Source organism: Nocardia sp. NPDC049737, assembly GCF_040674755.1.
GTDB lineage: Bacteria > Actinomycetota > Actinomycetes > Mycobacteriales > Mycobacteriaceae > Nocardia.
Window position 1 is genome coordinate 1 of record NZ_JBFANH010000054.1, and the last position, 17,281, is coordinate 17,281.

Annotated in this window: 19 protein-coding genes and 1 rRNA gene; 16 read left to right on the plus strand and 4 right to left on the minus strand. The window is 66.0% G+C overall.

Going from position 1 to position 17,281, the window contains the following annotated elements; genetic code table 11:
• Positions 1-88: ribosomal RNA gene (gene rrf / locus AB0J47_RS39660) — 5S ribosomal RNA — on the plus strand; the annotation flags it as partial.
• A 274-nt stretch (positions 89-362) separates the two neighbouring features.
• Here rrf and AB0J47_RS39665 read toward each other — a convergent pair.
• Positions 363-869, minus strand: a complete 507-nt coding sequence (locus AB0J47_RS39665) for a nuclear transport factor 2 family protein (RefSeq protein ID WP_364358979.1) — start codon at positions 867-869, stop codon at positions 363-365.
• Positions 870-970: 101 nt separating this feature from the next.
• Here AB0J47_RS39665 and AB0J47_RS39670 point away from each other — a divergent pair, with 101 nt between their 5' ends.
• The 6 genes from AB0J47_RS39670 to hisI all read left to right on the plus strand — a co-directional run bounded on the left by AB0J47_RS39670 (position 971) and on the right by hisI (position 6,012).
• Complete coding sequence (locus AB0J47_RS39670; protein ID WP_364358982.1) at positions 971-1,423, plus strand: MarR family transcriptional regulator; 453 nt, start codon at positions 971-973, stop codon at positions 1,421-1,423.
• Positions 1,424-1,485: 62 nt separating this feature from the next.
• Positions 1,486-2,217, plus strand: coding sequence for a bifunctional 1-(5-phosphoribosyl)-5-((5-phosphoribosylamino)methylideneamino)imidazole-4-carboxamide isomerase/phosphoribosylanthranilate isomerase PriA (gene priA / locus AB0J47_RS39675; protein ID WP_364358986.1), 732 nt, complete (start codon positions 1,486-1,488; stop codon positions 2,215-2,217).
• 7 nt (positions 2,218-2,224) lie between these two features.
• Positions 2,225-3,040, plus strand: coding sequence for an inositol monophosphatase (locus tag AB0J47_RS39680; protein ID WP_364358989.1), 816 nt, complete (start codon positions 2,225-2,227; stop codon positions 3,038-3,040).
• Between the two features lie 128 nt (positions 3,041-3,168).
• Entirely contained in the window at positions 3,169-3,942 is a 774-nt protein-coding gene (gene hisF, locus AB0J47_RS39685) for an imidazole glycerol phosphate synthase subunit HisF (protein WP_364358992.1), read from the plus strand.
• Between the two features lie 431 nt (positions 3,943-4,373).
• Positions 4,374-5,318 carry a TIGR03564 family F420-dependent LLM class oxidoreductase gene (locus tag AB0J47_RS39690; protein WP_364358995.1) on the plus strand — a complete coding sequence of 315 codons (945 nt, stop codon included), beginning with the start codon at positions 4,374-4,376 and terminating at the stop codon, positions 5,316-5,318.
• A gap of 349 nt (positions 5,319-5,667) precedes the next feature.
• A complete protein-coding gene (gene hisI / locus AB0J47_RS39695; RefSeq protein WP_364358999.1) occupies positions 5,668-6,012 on the plus strand; it encodes a phosphoribosyl-AMP cyclohydrolase in 345 nt (114 codons plus the stop codon).
• A gap of 19 nt (positions 6,013-6,031) precedes the next feature.
• On the opposite strand, the gene AB0J47_RS39700 is transcribed toward hisI, so the two are convergent.
• The 3 genes from AB0J47_RS39700 to AB0J47_RS39710 form a co-directional block, all read right to left on the minus strand.
• Positions 6,032-6,484: a MarR family transcriptional regulator gene (locus AB0J47_RS39700; protein ID WP_364359002.1), complete on the minus strand. Its 453-nt coding sequence runs from the start codon at positions 6,482-6,484 to the stop codon at positions 6,032-6,034.
• Positions 6,485-6,719: 235 nt separating this feature from the next.
• Positions 6,720-7,283, minus strand: coding sequence for a permease (locus AB0J47_RS39705; protein WP_364359005.1), 564 nt, complete (start codon positions 7,281-7,283; stop codon positions 6,720-6,722).
• Positions 7,284-7,370: 87 nt separating this feature from the next.
• Positions 7,371-7,835, minus strand: coding sequence for a peroxiredoxin (locus tag AB0J47_RS39710; RefSeq protein ID WP_364359008.1), 465 nt, complete (start codon positions 7,833-7,835; stop codon positions 7,371-7,373).
• 221 nt (positions 7,836-8,056) lie between these two features.
• Between AB0J47_RS39710 and AB0J47_RS39715 the strand changes: the two genes are divergently transcribed.
• The 9 genes from AB0J47_RS39715 (at position 8,057) to AB0J47_RS39755 (ending at position 17,222) form a co-directional block, all read left to right on the plus strand.
• Positions 8,057-9,607: an anthranilate synthase component I gene (locus tag AB0J47_RS39715; RefSeq protein ID WP_364359011.1), complete on the plus strand. Its 1,551-nt coding sequence runs from the start codon at positions 8,057-8,059 to the stop codon at positions 9,605-9,607.
• The gene (locus AB0J47_RS39720) at positions 9,604-10,350 is read left to right on the plus strand and encodes a TIGR02234 family membrane protein (RefSeq protein WP_364359014.1); all 747 of its coding nucleotides are present in this window, start codon (positions 9,604-9,606) and stop codon (positions 10,348-10,350) included. The genes AB0J47_RS39715 and AB0J47_RS39720 overlap by 4 nt, the downstream gene beginning before the upstream one ends.
• Positions 10,351-10,479: 129 nt before the next feature.
• A complete protein-coding gene (trpC, locus tag AB0J47_RS39725) occupies positions 10,480-11,298 on the plus strand; it encodes an indole-3-glycerol phosphate synthase TrpC (protein WP_364359017.1) in 819 nt (272 codons plus the stop codon).
• Between the two features lie 78 nt (positions 11,299-11,376).
• Positions 11,377-12,642: a tryptophan synthase subunit beta gene (trpB, locus tag AB0J47_RS39730; RefSeq protein WP_364359020.1), complete on the plus strand. Its 1,266-nt coding sequence runs from the start codon at positions 11,377-11,379 to the stop codon at positions 12,640-12,642.
• A 160-nt stretch (positions 12,643-12,802) separates the two neighbouring features.
• On the plus strand, positions 12,803-13,603 hold the full coding sequence (gene trpA / locus AB0J47_RS39735) for a tryptophan synthase subunit alpha (RefSeq protein WP_364359023.1): 801 nt from the start codon (positions 12,803-12,805) through the stop codon (positions 13,601-13,603).
• 98 nt (positions 13,604-13,701) lie between these two features.
• Positions 13,702-14,907 (plus strand): prolipoprotein diacylglyceryl transferase, encoded by a 1,206-nt coding sequence (gene lgt, locus AB0J47_RS39740; protein WP_364359063.1) that lies wholly within the window; start codon positions 13,702-13,704, stop codon positions 14,905-14,907.
• 150 nt (positions 14,908-15,057) lie between these two features.
• A complete protein-coding gene (locus AB0J47_RS39745; protein WP_364359026.1) occupies positions 15,058-15,585 on the plus strand; it encodes a TM2 domain-containing protein in 528 nt (175 codons plus the stop codon).
• A 206-nt stretch (positions 15,586-15,791) separates the two neighbouring features.
• A complete protein-coding gene (locus tag AB0J47_RS39750) occupies positions 15,792-16,547 on the plus strand; it encodes an amino acid ABC transporter substrate-binding protein (RefSeq protein WP_364359029.1) in 756 nt (251 codons plus the stop codon).
• Between the two features lie 6 nt (positions 16,548-16,553).
• A complete protein-coding gene (locus tag AB0J47_RS39755) occupies positions 16,554-17,222 on the plus strand; it encodes an amino acid ABC transporter permease (RefSeq protein ID WP_364359032.1) in 669 nt (222 codons plus the stop codon).
• Positions 17,223-17,281: the final 59 nt, after the last annotated feature.

The following is a 17,281-nucleotide window of genomic DNA, read 5'->3' on the forward strand; positions in this document are numbered from 1 at the left end:
CGGTCCCATTCCGAACCCGGAAGCTAAGGCCACCAGCGCCGATGGTACTGCACTCGACAGGGTGTGGGAGAGTAGGACACCGCCGGAACATCCTTGCGAAAGGCCCCCAACACCGTTGGGGGCCTTTTTGCGTATCAGGATCCCCCGCCAGGTGGATTGGCGCCCAGAAGGATCGGCGCCCAGAAGGATCGGCGCATTGATGATTTCGCTCAATATGAGTGCGGCAACCGAATTCCAAGTAGGCGAATGGATTTGGATTGCGTCGGCGCTGGCGGACCGCGGATATACACGGCCGCCGCCACGCTGAGTTGTTCTCGCACAAGGGTTCTTGCCACGGTTGACGTACGGTTCGTGCTACCGGCTCAGGGCCGGGTACCCGTGGACCACAGCGGAGTTGTCTCCACCCGTGATAGCCGCCAGCCCTCCGCCGTGCGGACCGCATCGAAGCGATAGACCTCGCCGAGGGTGTACTGCGGCTCCGACACGGCCGTCGTAGCAGGAGCGAAAGTGGCAATGAGATTCGCCCGCACCTCGGCTGTATCGCCGTGCAGATCGATCATCATATTGGTGATGAAGTGCTGAATGTGCTTGTCATCGGAATGATTCCGGCTTGCCTGCGCGATTAGCGCGGCACGACCCTCGGCCCGACCGCCGGGTGTCTTCGCGGTGGCGTCGGCGGTGTAGATCGTGCGGAAGTCGTCGAAGCGTCCTTCGTCCAGGGCGCGGCCCAATTGGTTGACCAGCCCGGTGATCTCGCTGCGGTCCACTAGTACGCGGAACTGGTGCGTGTCGTCCTTGGTGGTGGTGCAGGCGGCGAGCAGCGCCAGCGGCAGTGCGGTGAGGGGGAGGAAGCGGCGGGTCTTGCCCATGGGTTGAATCCTTTCGAACTAAACGTTGGTTGATCCAACGTTGGCAAGTCCAACAGTATCTGATCGTGGGTGGAACCAACAAGTCTTGCTACATTGCTTTCATGGAGATCGCGCACGAGGACACGCCGGGCAGGCTGCGCGCCCTGCCCACCCGACTGGTCAACCAGGTGGCGATCCTCGCCAACCGAGCGACGGAGCGCGCCTTCGAAGCAACTGGATCGCGCCGCTACCACTACGCCCTGCTGACCACGCTGGGCGAATTCGGCCCCGCAAGCCAGGCCGATCTAGGCCGCCGCACCCGCATCGATCGCAGCGATATCGTCGCCGCGCTGAATGATCTCGCCGAACGCGGTTTGATCGAACGCGCCCCGGATCCGAGCGACCGCCGCCGCAATATCGTCACCATCACCAAGGCGGGCAGCCGTCACCTGGACGAACTGGACCAGCGAATCGAAGGCGCACAGGACGAACTACTCGCTGCCCTCTCCGCCGCCGAGCGCCGCGAACTGGTACGGCTGCTCACACGGGTCCTCGATGATCATGTGCAAGGGTGATCGCGCCGCTATTTCCGCAGGCCGGGGATAGGGCGCGCGGAGCGAGCAACTAAACTGCATCCGTGAGTCTTGTGCTGCTACCTGCTGTCGACGTCGCCAATGGAGAGGCCGTGCGCCTGGTTCAGGGGGAGGCGGGCAGCGAAACCAATTACGGCTCCCCGCGCGATGCGGCGCTGGCCTGGCAGGAAGCCGGTGCGGAGTGGGTGCATCTGGTCGATCTGGACGCGGCGTTCGGCCGTGGCTCGAATCGTGAGCTGCTGGCCAAGGTCGTCGGCGAACTCGATGTCAAGGTGGAGCTGTCCGGCGGCATCCGCGACGACGAATCCCTCGAGGCCGCGCTGGGTACCGGCTGTGCCCGGGTGAACCTCGGCACCGCCGCATTGGAGGACCCGCAGTGGTGCGCCCGCGCCATCGCCAAGCACGGTGAGCGCATCGCCGTCGGCCTGGATGTGCGGATCGTCGATGGCGAACACCGGCTGCGCGGTCGCGGCTGGGTCAGCGACGGCGGCGATCTGTGGGAGGTGCTCGAACGCCTGGAGCGCGACGGTTGCTCCCGCTACGTGGTCACCGACGTGACCAAGGACGGCACCCTCACCGGCCCCAACCTGGATCTGCTGCGCGAGGTCTGCGCCGCCACCGACGCGCCGGTCATCGCCTCCGGCGGTGTCTCCACCATCGAGGATCTGATCGCCATCGCCGAGCTGGTGCCCGACGGTGTCGAGGGTTCGATCGTCGGCAAGGCGCTGTACGCGGGCCGCTTCACGCTGCCCGAAGCGCTGGCCGCGGTTCGCTGACGATTCGATGACCGCCAACCGCCTCGACACCGAACTACCGGCCCTGCTCGACGTCGCCGGTGCGATCCTCGATGCCGCAAGCCCGCGTTTCGTCGAGGGGGTCGGCGCGCCGAGCGCGGTGGCCAAGGGCCGCAACGACTTCGCGACCGAACTCGATCTCGAGTTGGAGCGCACGATTTCCGCACAGCTCGAGCAGCGCACCGGAATCGAGGTGCACGGTGAGGAATTCGGGGGTCCGCAGCTCACGTCGGGGACCGCGTGGGTGCTCGATCCGATCGACGGCACCTTCAATTATTCATCGGGACATCCCCTTTCGGGCATGCTGCTCGCGCTGGTGCACGAAGGTGAGCCGCTGCTCGGGCTGACCTGGCTGCCATTGCTCGGCCAGCGCTATGCGGCGGTCGCTGACGGTCCGGTGTTGCTGAACGGCCAGCCGCTGCCGCGCCTGCCGCACGGGAAACTCGGCGAGGCGATGATCGGCTTCGGCGCGTTCAATGTGGATTCCGCCGGACGCATTCCCGGCCGGTTCCGTTTCGATCTGCTCGGTCCGCTGAGCAGGCTGTCCTCGCGGGTGCGCATGCATGGCTCCACCGGCATCGATCTCGCGTTCACCGCATCGGGTGTGCTCGGCGGCGCGATCGTCTTCGGGCACCATCCGTGGGACAACGCCGCGGGCGTCGCGTTGGTGCGCGCGGCGGGCGGGATTGTCACCGATCTGGCGGGGGAGCCGTGGACCATCACCTCGGGTTCGGTGCTGGCCGCCGCGCCGGGGGTACACGAGGAGCTGCTCGAAATGATTTGCACGGTCGCCGACGATGCGTGAGGCTGCGTACGAAGGACCCAGGGGATGGCAGCCGGCAGAGCTGGCGGAGTGGGCGAATACGGCGGGATGGCAGCTGGCAGAGCTGGCGGGGTGGGTGAATACAGCATGATTCGTAGAAGGGTGAGCCGATGACGTTGGCGGTACGCGTTATTCCGTGTCTGGATGTCGACGCGGGCCGGGTGGTGAAGGGAGTCAACTTCGAAAACCTGCGTGATGCGGGCGATCCCGTCGAACTCGCCGCCGCCTACGACCTGCAGGGCGCCGATGAGCTGACCTTCCTCGACGTCACCGCCTCAACCGGCGACCGCGGCACCATGATCGATGTGGTGACCCGCACGGCCGAACAGATCTTCATTCCGCTGACCGTCGGCGGCGGCGTGCGCACGGTCGAGGATGTCGACCGGCTGCTGCGTGCGGGTGCGGACAAGGTGTCGGTGAATACCGCTGCCATCGCGCGCCCCGAGGTCTTGCGGGAAATGTCGGAGCGCTTCGGTTCCCAGTGCATCGTGCTGTCGGTGGATGCCCGCACCGTTCCCGACGGCCAGCCCGACACTCCGTCCGGCTGGGAGGTCACCACGCACGGCGGTAAGCGCGGCACCGGTATCGACGCCATCGAATGGGCCGTGCGCGGAGCCGAACTCGGCGTCGGCGAGATCCTGCTCAACTCGATGGATGCCGACGGCACCAAGGCAGGCTTCGATCTGCCCATGATCGAGGCGGTCCGCGAGGCGGTTTCGGTGCCGGTGATCGCCAGCGGCGGTGCCGGTGCCATCGAACACTTCGCACCCGCCGTTCAGGCCGGTGCGGACGCGGTCCTGGCCGCCAGCGTCTTCCACTTCGGCGACCTCACCATCGCCGAGGTAAAAGCCGCCATGCGCGCCGAACAAATCATCGTTCGCTAGTACCTCGTCCAGATAGCTCACTGCGCCATCCGCTCCGGCTGCTCGCCGAGCGTAGTGATGTGGCGGTCGATACGGTGTGGGCGACCACCATTCGGCTGCGTTCGACGGACCCACCGAGGCTGGACGCGGGACTAGCTCGCGCACCTGACGCATAACCAGTGATTGCCTCGCACAAGGTATAGAGGCTGTTGCCGAGTACGCCGAACGTGCGGTCGTGTCGTCGGACCGCAGTCACAGCGACGGACCAAATCACCTAGCGGCGGGCATGATTGGGTCTCAGCCGCCACATAGGCCCACGGCCGAACCTGCGCGAATCGTGACTGCACGCCGGCCGAACCTGCGCCAATTCGGCAATAGACCCTGCGAGGGTTCTCGGCAGATATGCGACAGCCCGACGGAATGGGGTGGGGGACGTTGCGGTTTGCACCGGGATGAGTATCGGAATTGCGTTGTCTCCGTTTGCCCTCGATGCCGCCGACAATGCGGTGGACGGTGCGGTTGCGCTGGGGCGGGAGGCCGCCGGGGCCGGGTTGAGTTCGCTGTGGTTCGGTCAATTGTTCTCTCATGACACCATCGGCGTTGCGGGCACTGTCGGGCGCGAGGTGCCGGAGTTAGCGGTCGGCACATCGGTCGTTCCGATTTCCGCGCGACATCCACTGCTGATCGCGAGTCAGGCGCAGACTGCTCAGGCCGCAACCCGCGGTCGCTTCACCCTCGGCCTCGGGCTCGGTGCCCGCTCGATTACCGAGGCGGCGTTCGGCGAGAACTTCGACCGGCCGATTACGCGGCTTCGCGAATTCCTGACCGCATTGCGCGCTGTCCTGGACAACGGTTCGGTGGAATTCCGTGGCGAAACCCTCAGTGCCGTAACGCGGATGCCCGCCGCCGTCGCGGGTGCCGAGCCGACGGTGCCGGTCCTCGTCGCGGCGATGGGGCCGCAGGCGCTGCGTGTCACCGCCGAATTGGCCGACGGCACAATGCCATTTCTGGTCGGTCCGAAAGCACTGGGCGAGCACATCGTCGCGCCCATCACAGCGGCGGCCGAACAAGCTGGACGTCCGCGACCCCGCATTGTCGCCATGGTTGCGGGCGTGGTCACCGCCGATGTCGACAGCACTCGTGCGACGGCGGCCGAACAGATGGCCTTCTACAACGAAATTCCGTCCTATCGGCGAATGATCGAACTGTCCGGTGTATCGCACGCCGCCGAACTCGCCGTGATCGGTGACGAGCAGACCCTCGCCGATCAGATCAACGCTTACTTCGAAGCGGGCGCCACCGATGTTGTTGTGGCCCAAACAGATCTGGCCTCCGAGGCCGACCGGCGCCGGACCTGGGAGCTCCTCGGTGAGCTGAATCGCACTCGCACAGCTTGACATTCTTCGAATTCGTCTGCCGCCACGCCGTGGCGGTGATTGCTATCTGCCGGACAGTTACCCAGGCTTAGCGACCATGTCCGCCACGTGTCCCGCATGCTCCTGGCCATCGCCGATACTGGTGTCGACACATGGTTCGGTTCGCTATCTGCGTTGCGTCTGTGGCAAATGGCTGGTTGCCCACCGGGGCGGGGTGAACTTGGTCACCGGCAGGGCCGCGTGCACCAAAAAGCCTGTGGCCGAACATCTCGAACTGATTCCGCTGCCGGAGGAGTAGGAACAATCGCGTCGGGTACGTTTCGGCACTACACGATGTGTTCCGGTGCGGAGCTGCCTGTATAACGGTGATATGACTCTCGACCCCGCCATCGCCGCCCGGCTCAAGCGCAATGACGCCGGACTCGTCGCCGCGGTCGCCCAGGAGCGCGGCACCGGCGATGTGCTGATGGTTGCCTGGATGGACGACGAGGCGCTGGCCCGCACGCTGGAAACCCGCAAGGCGACCTACTATTCGCGTTCGCGCCAGCAGTACTGGGTCAAGGGCGAAACCTCCGGCCACACCCAGTACGTGCACGAGGTTCGCCTCGATTGTGACGGCGACACGATCTTGCTCGTCGTCGACCAGGAGGGCGCGGCCTGCCACACCGGCACGCACACCTGCTTCGACTCGGACCTGCTGCTCGCCGAGAGCTGAGCCCAACCTCGCGCGACCGCTATGGATTCGGCTGCTCGCCGCGCTCCTCGACCTGCGTCGATTTGCCGTTGGACTGGCTCAGCGAGTCGCCGAGCTGCCTGACGAGCAGTTCGCTGAGGTCGGCGAGTTGCGCCGTCTGTGCGGCATCGAGACCATCGAAAACCAACTGCCGCACCGCATCCAGATAGCCGGGCGCCGCCTCGACGACCTTCGAGTAGCCGTCGTCGGTGAGCACCGCCTGCACGCCGCGGCGGCCCGTGGTTGCTGACCGTTGCGCCCAGCCCATTCGTTCCAGCTTTGACACCACATGGGACAGGCGCGATAGCGATGCATTTGCTTTGTGGGCAAGCTCACTCATCTGCAGCCGATGGCCGGGTTCCTCGGATAACAGGGTGAGCACCCAGTATTCGAAATGGGTAACCCCGGATTCGCGCTGCAGTTGGGTATCCAAAGCGCCTGGTAGACGTGTCATCAGCGCAACGATCGCGCGCCAAGCTCGTTGTTCGTCCGGGTCGAGCCACTTCGTCACTGGGGTGCCTTCTTTCGAGCCAAGTGACGTCTTATTGTTAGCGAACCTAGCAATTAATGAAAAGCATGTTCACGGTCACTCGCGTGATTGAGTTTGCCACGACTTCGCTCGACCGTCATGGACTTGGTCCGCGACGTGAGGTCACTCACAGAGCCGCAGGGCGTGTCGGTGCCGTGTCCTAGCCAACTGTCGGCGTTTGCCGAGTGGCAGCGGGCGCCGCCTGCTTGCCTGGATGTCTGCGCTGCCACCGCCGCCAGGCCAGCAGGCCCGCCACGGCGAGGAAAACCACGACCGCCACGATGGCGCCGACGAGTGAAGCGCCACGGAATGCGGGCGCGTCGACGTCGAGAATCCGTTGACCGGCATGGGCGGCACTACTCTCGCCGAGCACGATCGACAGCGTCATGAGATTCGGAATCGCGATGATCAGCGCGAGCAACGCGGCGGCACCCGCGATGAACTTTCCGGCTCGTCGCTTCCAGATCAGCGCGGCGAACAGCAGCAAGAACACCGGGATGGCGGTGCCGAGTAGGCCGTAAATCAGGCCCCAGCCGATGCCCTTGCTGAAACTGCCGCTCACCAGCTCTGCGATGCGCTGCGCCCACCAGCGCGGAATGAACGCCGCCAGAATGAAGTAGGCGATGATCAGTACGACGATGACCGCCACTGCGCCGATGATCCGGGTGCGCCACGTGGCCAGCGTGGATTTCTGCCCGTCCGGCCGAACCTCGCTCGAAGTCATGAACCCAGCGTATGCCGGGCAACCGGGAGATCGACGGCGATGGACCTGGTGTTTTTCGCGGCCGTTACCGCGTGTTCGAGAGCAGGGCTACTGCAGAGCACGCTCGCGCAGGAACTTCAGCGCCTCGTCCGCGTGCGCATCGGCCCGGAACTCGCCGGTGATCACCTTGGCGACCTTGCGATCCCGGTCGATCACGAAGGTCTGCCGCTTGACCGGGGCGAGCTTGCCGAGCAGTCCGCGCTTCACCTCGAAGGTCGAGGCGACCTTGCCGTCGACATCCGACAGCAGCGGGTAACCGAGGTTCTGCTTGGATGCGAATCCGGCCTGGGTGTCGACGCTATCGGTGCTGATGCCGACGCACGATGCGCCCAGCGCCGCGAATTCGGCGGACAGATCACGGAAGTGGCACGCCTCCGCCGTGCAGATCGGGGTATTCGCGGCGGGGTAGAAGAACAGCACCAGCGGACCGTTCGCGAGCAGCGCGTCGAGCGAACGCGGGGTGCCGGATTGATCGGGAAGCTCGAACTCGGGAGCGAGCTGACCTGTCTGCATAGTGGGACAGTACCGGGCGCGAGGTCGGTTTGCCGCCCCCGCGCTTGGTCCCTGTCAGGCCAGATACCGGAATGACGGGTTCTCATCGCGGCTGAGCGCCGATGAGTGCGGCGATTTGTGGATTTTTCAATTTCCCTCGCGGCACTTCAGAACCGGACAGTCGGTTCAGCAGGTTGGGACGCGCCGACAAGGCTGTCGGTGCCACCTGGGATGATGGACACATGCCTGGCGCGTCCACTCCCACCACCACGACCCGCGAACAGTTCCACGAGCTGGCCGCGGAGCATCGGGTGGTCCCCGTGACCCGAAAGGTGCTGGCGGACTCCGAAACTCCGCTGTCGGCCTACCGCAAGTTGGCCGCGGATCGGGCCGGTACCTTCCTGTTCGAGTCCGCGGAGAACGGGCGGTCCTGGTCGCGCTGGTCGTTCATCGGGGCTGGCAGCCCATCCGCGCTGACGGTCGTGGACGGCGAAGCGGCCTGGCTCGGGCACACCCCAGCGGACGCGCCCTGCGGCGGCGATCCGCTGGTGGCGCTGCGTGAAACCCTGCAACTGCTGCAGACCGAGCGGCTGCCCGGTCTGCCCCCGCTGACCGGCGGCATGGTCGGCTACCTCGGCTACGACGCGGTTCGCCGCATCGAGCGACTGCCCACCCTCGCCGTCGACGATCTGCGGCTGCCCGAGATGGTGCTGATGCTCGCCACCGATCTCGCGGCCTTCGACCACCACGAGGGCGCGATCACCCTGATCGCCAATGCGGTCAACTGGAACGGCACCGCCGAACGGGTCGACGAGGCCTATGACGATGCGGTGGCCCGGCTGGACCGGATGACCGCGGCGCTGGCCGCGCCCTCGGAGTCCACGGTTTCGGTCTTCGATCAGCCCGAGCCGGAGTACATCCGCCGCCGCACCACCGAAGAATTCGGCGCGGGCGTGCGTCGCCTGGTCAAGGAGATCGAGGCGGGCGAGGCGTTCCAGGTGGTGCTCTCGCAGCGCTTCGAAATGGATTACGACGGTGCGCCTCTGGACCTGTACCGGATGCTGCGTGCCGCCAATCCGAGCCCGTACATGTACCTGATCCACATCCCGGACGGCGACGGCGCCACGGCGTTCTCCATCGTCGGTTCCAGTCCGGAATCGCTGGTTACCGTGAAAGAGGGTGTGGCGACGACCCATCCGATCGCGGGTACCCGGTGGCGCGGCGCCACCGAGGAGGACGATCTGCTGCTGGAGAAGGGCCTGCTGGCCGACGAGAAGGAGAACGCCGAGCATCTGATGCTCGTCGACCTCGGCCGCAACGATCTGGGCCGGGTCTGCCAGCCGGGCACGGTGCGGGTCACCGAGTACCGGCATATCGAGCGCTACAGCCACGTCATGCATCTGGTCTCGACGGTCTCGGGCCGCCTCGCGCCGGGCAAGATCGCACTGGACGCGGTCAATGCCTGTTTCCCAGCGGGCACGTTGTCCGGCGCGCCGAAGGTGCGTGCGATGGAGCTCATCGAGGAACTCGAGCCCACCCGTCGTGGCGTCTACGGCGGTGTCGTCGGCTATCTCGACTTCGCGGGCGATGCCGATACCGCGATCGCCATCCGCACCGCACTGCTGAAGGACGGCACCGCCTATGTGCAGGCTGGTGCGGGCATCGTCGCGGATTCGGATCCGGACTATGAGGACGTCGAATCCCGCAACAAGGCCATGGCGGTGCTGCGAGCGGTGGCAGCCGCGAAAACTGTTCGGGCGTACAGCGCACCTGCGGACGGCAGTGCGGAATGACCGATTCGGAACCTCCCGATACCGATCCGGCCGTCCCGCAGACCTCGAAGCGCAAATATCCGGTCGGCGCGATCGTCCTGCTCGCCATCGCCGCCGCGGCGCTGTGGGGCTCCTCCCGGATGACATGGGTAACTGTCTCGTCCACCGACGGCCTGACCGAACCACGCACCGACAAACTCAACGGCGGTGTCTGGTTCGGTGCGCTCACGCCGCTGGCCCTGGTCCTGCTGGCCGCCGTCGCCGCAGTACTGGCGACACGCGGTTGGCTGCGGCGCATGTTCGGCGTCCTGATCGGTCTGGTCGCCGCGGTGACGGCCGTTCCCGCCTTCGCCCTACTGACCAAATCCAGCGCGACCGCCGCCCGTGCCGCCACCCTGGCGGAGCTGCCCGGCCGCGCGACCGTGACCGAGGTGGTCACTTCCCAGTTCCCGGCCGTACTTTCGCTGCTGGGGGCGCTGGCGGCCTTCGTGGCCGGTGTCCTGCTGGCTCGCATGCCCGAGGACGCCGCCCGCCTGTCGGCCAAGTACGACAATCCGGTCTTCCGCAGGGCTGCCGCCACCGAAGAGGTGACGCGTCAGCGCACCGACGACGCGGCGGCCGATACCGGACAACTTTCCGAGCGCGTGCTCTGGGATGCGTTGGACGCGGGCACGGACCCGACCGAACAGGCGGGTGGGTCCACTTCGGCCACCGACGATTCCGCCGATCATGATCAGGGGAAACAAGGGCATCGAGGTGTCTGAGCAGGTGACTACAAGCCCCGGCGCAGTTGCGCCACAAGCAGCCATTTATTCTTTGACAGCATCGGTGAGACAGCGCCTGGGGGGATTCTCAGGCAGCAAGTCCGTCTCCCCAGAAAGGATTCGAGCCAGATGACGGTACTCGACTCGATTCTCGACGGGGTCCGCGCGGATGTGGCCGCACGGGAAGCCCTTTTGGACTTCCAGGCGATCAAGGCGGCCGCAGCCGCGGCACCCGCGCCGCTGGACGCCCGCGCCGCGCTCCTCGAAGACGGCATCGGCGTCATTGCCGAGGTCAAGCGGGCCAGCCCGTCCAAGGGGGAGCTCGCGGATATCCCGGACCCTGCGAGTCTGGCCAAGGCCTACGAGGACGGCGGAGCGCGCGTCATCAGCGTGCTCACCGAGAGCCGTCGCTTCCATGGGTCGCTCGATGACCTGGACGCGGTCCGCGCCACCGTGAATATCCCGATCCTGCGCAAGGATTTCGTCGTCGGGCCCTACCAGATCCACGAGGCCCGCGCGCACGGCGCCGACGTCATCCTGCTCATCGTGGCCGCCCTCGAACAGGACGTACTGAGCTCACTGATCGACCGCACCGAATCGCTGGGCATGACAGCCCTGGTCGAGGTGCACACCGAGGAAGAGGCCGACCGCGCTTTGGAGGCCGGCGCCTCCGTGATCGGCGTCAACGCCCGCAACCTCAAGACCCTGGACGTCGACCGCGATGTCTTCGCACGCATTGCGCCCGGCCTGCCCACCGAGGTCATCCGCATCGCCGAATCCGGTATTCGCGGCACCGCCGACCTGCTGGCCTACGCCGGTGCGGGTGCCGATGCCGTGCTCGTCGGCGAGGGGCTGGTCACCAGTGGCGACCCGCGCGCGGCCGTCTCCGAACTGGTGACCGCGGGCACCCACCCGTCGTGCCCGAAGCCCGCGCGGCGGGGTCGGTGACGACGCAGTGAGCGAGCGAATCATGAACACAGCGGCCCGTGCGGGCGCGATGGAGCCGAGCGCCGGCGAGGCGGCGTCGTGACGGCACTGCCCAAGGCCTCCGACGGTGTGCACGACCGCAGCGACCACGAGCCGGATCTGGGCGGCCACTTCGGCGTTTACGGCGGCAGGCATGTGCCGGAGGCGCTGATGGCGGTGATCGAGGAGGTCACCGCCGAATACGAGAAGTGTCGCCTCGATCCCGCCTTTCTCGACGAACTGGACCGGCTGCAGCGCGACTACACCGGCCGCCCGTCGCCGATCTTCGAATGCCAGCGCCTCGCCGAGCATGCCGGTGGTGCGCGCATCATCCTCAAGCGCGAGGATCTGAACCACACCGGTTCGCACAAGATCAATAACGTGCTCGGCCAGGCGTTGCTCGCCAAGCGCATGGGCAAGACCCGGGTGATCGCCGAGACCGGCGCAGGTCAGCATGGGGTCGCCACCGCGACCGCGTGCGCACTGCTCGGCCTCGAATGCGTCGTCTATATGGGTGCGGTCGACACCGCCCGCCAAGCGCTGAATGTGGCTCGCATGCGGCTGCTCGGCGCCGAGGTGATCTCGGTGCGCACCGGTTCGCAGACCCTGAAGGATGCGATCAACGAGGCGCTGCGCGACTGGGTCACCAATGCCGAGGCCACCTACTACTGCTTCGGCACCGCCGCGGGCCCGCACCCGTTCCCGATGATGGTGCGCGATCTCCAGCGCATCGTCGGCCTGGAGGCTCGCGCCCAGGTACAGGCACTCACCGGTCGACTGCCCGATGCGGTCACCGCCTGCGTGGGCGGCGGCTCCAACGCCATCGGGATCTTCCATCCCTTCATCGACGATCCGGGCGTGCGGCTGATCGGCTACGAGGCGGCCGGTGACGGCGTCGAAACCGGAAGGCACGCCGCGACTTTCACCGGCGGCACCCCCGGCGCGTTCCAGGGCGCGTACTCGTATCTGCTGCAGGACGAGGACGGCCAGACCATCGAATCGCATTCGATCTCTGCCGGTTTGGACTATCCGGGTGTCGGTCCCGAACACGCCTACCTCAAGGACATCGGTCGCGCCGAATACCACCCGATCACCGATACCGAAGCGATGGACGCGCTGCTGCTGCTCAGCCGCGCCGAGGGCATCATTCCGGCGATCGAATCCGCGCACGCGGTGGCTGGTGCGCTGAACCTCGGCAAGGAACTGGGCAAGGGCGCGATCATCCTGGTGAACCTGTCCGGGCGCGGCGATAAGGATATGGACACGGCGGCACGCTGGTTCGGGCTGTTCGATGACCACGCCGCCGACAAGGAGAACCACCAGTGAGCGAGCGCAGCGAGCGATCCAAAGACACAGTCGAGCACCTCGCTCGTGCCGGAGCCGAGCGTCAGCGAGGCGGAGGCAGGAGCGAGCGCAGCGAGCGAACCGAAGACACAGTCGAGTATCGCTCGGTCATGATGGAGCCGAGCGCCAACGAGGCGCTGTCGTGAGTCAGCAGTCCCGTCTCGCGAACACGTTCGCCGCCTGTCGCGCGGAGGGTCGGGCCGCGCTGATCGGCTATCTGCCCGCCGGTTATCCGGATTTGGCCGGTTCGATCGAGGTGTGCCGCACCATGGTTGAATCCGGTTGCGACATAGTCGAAGTCGGCGTCGCCTACTCCGATCCGGTGATGGACGGACCGACCATCCAGGCCGCCGCTGATCAGGCGCTGCGCGGCGGCGTCCGGGTGCGCGATGTGTTCTCGGTGGTCGAGGCGATCACCGCGGCGGGCGGTAAGGCCGTCGTGATGAGTTACTGGAATCCGGTGCTGCAATATGGCGTCGACCGTTTCTCGCGCGATCTGGCCGCCGCGGGCGGGTCCGGCATCATCACCCCCAACCTCATCCCGGAAGAGGCCGACAGCTGGTTCGTCGCCTCGGCCGCACACGATCTGGACCGCATCTTCCTGGTCGCACCGTCGTCCACCGAGGAGCGTCTGGTCAAGACGCTGGAGGCCAGTCGCGGCTTCGTCTACGCTGCCTCGACAATGGGTGTCACCGGCGCCCGTGACGTGGTTTCCTCCGCGGCTCCGGCGCTGTGCGCGCGCATCCGCGCCCACTCCGATATCCCGATCGGGGTCGGCCTCGGTGTGCGCAACGGTGCGCAGGCGGCCGAAATCGCCTCCTACGCAGACGGAGTCATCGTCGGCTCGGCACTGGTGACCGCCGCGGCGCAGGGACTCGACGCGGTGCGCACCCTCACGGCCGAACTGGCCGAGGGTGTTCGGTCCGCGACCGTCGCCTCCTAACCGCCCGCGAGCGGGGCACGCCGACCGCGAATCTCGCGATGTGGCCGTGCTCCGCTACGGTTGGGGCCGTGACCTTACGAGTCCTCGCAGACAGCGTCCTGAGCAACGGTGCCGTCACCGCTGATGTGCTGGCCTACATTCCCAGCCCGTCCCAGGGCGTTTGGCATATCGGTCCATTCCCGCTACGGGCCTACGCCCTGTGCATCATCCTCGGCATCGTCGTCGCCATCTGGTGGGGTGAGCGGCGCTGGCAGGAGCGCGGCGGGCAGAAGGGCACGATTCTCGATGTCGCGATGTTCGCAGTGCCCTTCGGTCTGGTCGGCGGGCGGCTCTATCACGTTGCCACCGACTGGCAGAAGTACTTCGGCGCCGACGGCCATCCGATCGATGCGCTGAAGATCTACCAGGGCGGCCTCGGCATCTGGGGCGCGGTCTTCCTCGGCGGTGTCGGCGCCTGGATCGGCTGTCGGGTCTACCGAATCCCATTGCCCGCGTTGGGCGATGCGATCGCGCCGCCGATTCTGCTGGCTCAGGCCATCGGACGGCTCGGCAATTACTTCAACCAGGAGCTCTACGGCCGCAAAACCGAGCTGCCCTGGGGTCTCGAGATCTACCTGCGCTTCGATGATCAGGGCAAGCTCGACATGATGAACGGCGTGTCCACCGGCGTCGTCGACAAGGTCGTGCAGCCGACCTTCCTGTACGAGATGATCTGGAACCTGCTGATCGTGGTGCTGCTGGTGCAGATCGATAAGCGCTATCGCATCGGGCACGGCCGCCTGTTCGCGCTCTACGTCGCCGGATACTGCCTGGGCCGCTTCTTCGTCGAACTGCTGCGCGACGACGAGGCGACCAAGATCGTGGGCATCCGCATCAACTCGTTCACCTCGGCACTCGTATTCCTCGCCGCCGTAGCCTATTTCGTGTTCGCGACCAAGGGCAGGGAGATCGCCGATCAACTGCAGCCGTCGACGGTCGCGCGGCCATGGCCGTGGCAGATCGGGGCGCTGCGTGCGGCGGGCGCCGAATCCGAGGCCGCGTCGAAGGCGGCCGCTGTCGCGCAAGCAGCGCCGCCGAAGCACAGTGCCGGGAAGCAGGCAGCTGCGCTCGCGGAAACCGACAAAGACGACGTGTCGGACCAGAATCGGTCGGGGAAGATCGAGGACGATGCTGCCGAGAATCCGGATCTGACAAAATCCGAGAACTCCGGCAACGGACCGGATACCGCCGGCGATAACTCAACGGAGTCCGAAAACTCGGACGTCGAGCTGGGCAAGGTTGATACTTCGAAAAAGGACGGCTGATCCCACAACGACTTGGGCAACTCGTCGGTGCACCGAGTAGACACGCGAACGCGTGTCCGCGACGATACCCTCGGGCGCTCAATCGCCCGGCAAATACGCGGGGAGACGGGTGAGTACCCGTCGAAATGCACGAATGATGGAGGACATTTAGTGACCGACCCCTACCAGAACCAGCCAGGCTTCGGCGGCCCCCAGTACGGTCCGCCCGGGACGGGGCCGGACCTGAACAAGCAGCCCGATGCACCGGGACAGCAGTATCCGTCGGATCCGTACAACCAGCAGCAGCCGCAGTACGGTCAGCCCCAGTATGGCCAGCCGCAGTACGGCCAGCCGCAGTACGGTCAGCCCGATCCCTACGGTCAGCAGCCGGGCGGCTACCCGCCTGCGCCGTATCAGGGCGGCGGCTACAACCCGAACGATCCGGAAGCGCCCTACGGTCGCGACCCGTTCGGCGTGCCGTTCTCGGATAAGCAGAAGCTGACCGCCGGTCTGTTGCAGATCTTCCTCGGCGGATTCGGTATCGGCCGTTTCTACACCGGGCACACCGGCATCGCCGTGGCGCAGATCGCTGTCACCTGGCTGACCTGTGGTTTCGGTGGTATCTGGCCGCTGATCGACGGCATTATGATGCTGACCGGCAAGGTGCCCGACAGCCTCGGGCGGCCATTGCGCGACTGACCGCCGCGAACAGTTGACCGACGGGCCCCGTCGCATCGGATGACGATGCGGCCGGGCCCGTCGCCATTTCCGGCACGCTGTGCGAGGATTCGGCGCACCATGATCGCAATACTGTCGGTCGGCATTTTCCTGGCGTAGCCTGAGCCGGGTTTTTGTGTCGTGTGTGGATGTTGCTCATAGTCCAGACACCGAAGAGAGGGACTTCAGTGCGTCGCAAGCTGTTCGCCGCCGCCATGCTCGCCATCGTCACCGCTACCGGGCTCACCGCCTGCGGCAGCAGCAGCGATCCGAACGTGCTGAAGGTCGGCACCGAAGGCACCTACTCGCCGTTCAGCTATCAGGGCTCGGACGGCAAGCTCACCGGCTACGACGTCGAGGTCATCCAGGCGGTCGGGGACAAGATCGGCAAGAAGATCGAGTTCGTGCAGACGCCGTGGGACGCGATCTTCGCCGGTCTCGAGTCCAAGCGCTTCGATCTGGTCGCCAATCAGGTGTCGATCACCGACGAGCGCAAGGCCAAGTACGCACTTTCGCAGTCCTACACGACCTCCGAGGGCGTGATCCTCACCCGCGCGGACAGCAACAACATCACTTCGCTCGCGAACCTGAACGGCAAGACCAGCGCGCAGTCGGCGACCAGTAACTGGGCCAAGGTCGCCCAGGGCGCGGGTGCCAAGGTCGAGGCGGTGGAGGGCTTCGTGCAGGCGGTCCAGTTGCTGAAGACCGGCCGCGTCGACGCGACCGTCAACGACAGCCTGGTCGCGCTCGACTACATCAAGAAGAACGGCGACACCGGCGTCAAGATCGCCGCCAAGGCCGGTGAGGTCAGCAATCAGGCCTTCGCCGCCCGCAAGGACGACGCGCTGATCGGCCAGGTGAATACCGCGCTCGATCAGCTGCGCGCCGACGGCACGCTGGCCAAAATCTCGGAAAAGTACTTCGGCACCGACGTCAGCAAATAACCGCCCGTGGATCCCGCGACCAGGGAACTGATCTGGCACAACCTGTGGCCGATGCTGCAGGCCACGATCGACAAGACCATCCCGCTCACCGCCATCAGTTTCGTCATCGGTCTGGTCATCGCGTTGTTCGTAGCGCTGGCGCGAATGTCGCCGGTGTGGTTGCTTTCGGCGCCCGCACGGTTCTACATCTCGATCATTCGCGGCACACCGCTGTTGGTGCAGCTGTTCATCGTGTTCTATGCGCTACCGCAGTTCGATATCGTCATCGATCCGTTCCCGGCGGCGGTGATCGCCTTCAGCCTCAATGTCGGCGGTTACGCCGCCGAGGTCGTGCGCGCCGCGATCCTGAGCGTCGCGGAAGGGCAATGGGAGGCGGCGAAGGCGCTGGGCATGTCGTATGCCCAGGAGTTGCGGCTGATCATCCTGCCGCAGGCCGCGCGCATTGCCGTGCCGCCGTTGTCGAACACGCTCATCTCCCTGGTCAAGGACACCTCGCTGGCCTCGACCATCCTGGTGACCGAACTACTGCGCACCGCGCAGCTGGCCGCCGCCCCGACCTTCGACTTTTTCGCCCTGTACGGCGTCGCCGCGTTGTATTACTGGGTGATCTGTCTGGTCCTCGGCTTCGGCCAGACCCGCCTGGAAACTCGGCTGTCCCGCCATGTCGCACGCTGACGAGGCCCATTTGTACTTTCCGCTAAGCCTTCGTACATATTTTTCACCTAGCTTTCACC

Excerpts from the sequence above, each read along its gene's own strand:
- AB0J47_RS39665 (WP_364358979.1), bottom strand. The coding sequence starts at position 869 with ATGGGCAAGACCCGCCGCTTCCTCCCCCTCACCGCACTGCCGCTGGCG.
- AB0J47_RS39670 (WP_364358982.1), top strand. The coding sequence starts at position 971 with ATGGAGATCGCGCACGAGGACACGCCGGGCAGGCTGCGCGCCCTGCCC.
- AB0J47_RS39680 (WP_364358989.1), top strand. The coding sequence starts at position 2,225 with ATGACCGCCAACCGCCTCGACACCGAACTACCGGCCCTGCTCGACGTC.
- hisF (WP_364358992.1), top strand. The coding sequence starts at position 3,169 with ATGACGTTGGCGGTACGCGTTATTCCGTGTCTGGATGTCGACGCGGGC.
- AB0J47_RS39690 (WP_364358995.1), top strand. The coding sequence starts at position 4,374 with ATGAGTATCGGAATTGCGTTGTCTCCGTTTGCCCTCGATGCCGCCGAC.
- hisI (WP_364358999.1), top strand. The coding sequence starts at position 5,668 with ATGACTCTCGACCCCGCCATCGCCGCCCGGCTCAAGCGCAATGACGCC.
- AB0J47_RS39700 (WP_364359002.1), bottom strand. The coding sequence starts at position 6,484 with ATGACACGTCTACCAGGCGCTTTGGATACCCAACTGCAGCGCGAATCC.
- AB0J47_RS39705 (WP_364359005.1), bottom strand. The coding sequence starts at position 7,283 with ATGACTTCGAGCGAGGTTCGGCCGGACGGGCAGAAATCCACGCTGGCC.
- AB0J47_RS39710 (WP_364359008.1), bottom strand. The coding sequence starts at position 7,835 with ATGCAGACAGGTCAGCTCGCTCCCGAGTTCGAGCTTCCCGATCAATCC.
- AB0J47_RS39715 (WP_364359011.1), top strand. The coding sequence starts at position 8,057 with ATGCCTGGCGCGTCCACTCCCACCACCACGACCCGCGAACAGTTCCAC.
- AB0J47_RS39720 (WP_364359014.1), top strand. The coding sequence starts at position 9,604 with ATGACCGATTCGGAACCTCCCGATACCGATCCGGCCGTCCCGCAGACC.
- trpC (WP_364359017.1), top strand. The coding sequence starts at position 10,480 with ATGACGGTACTCGACTCGATTCTCGACGGGGTCCGCGCGGATGTGGCC.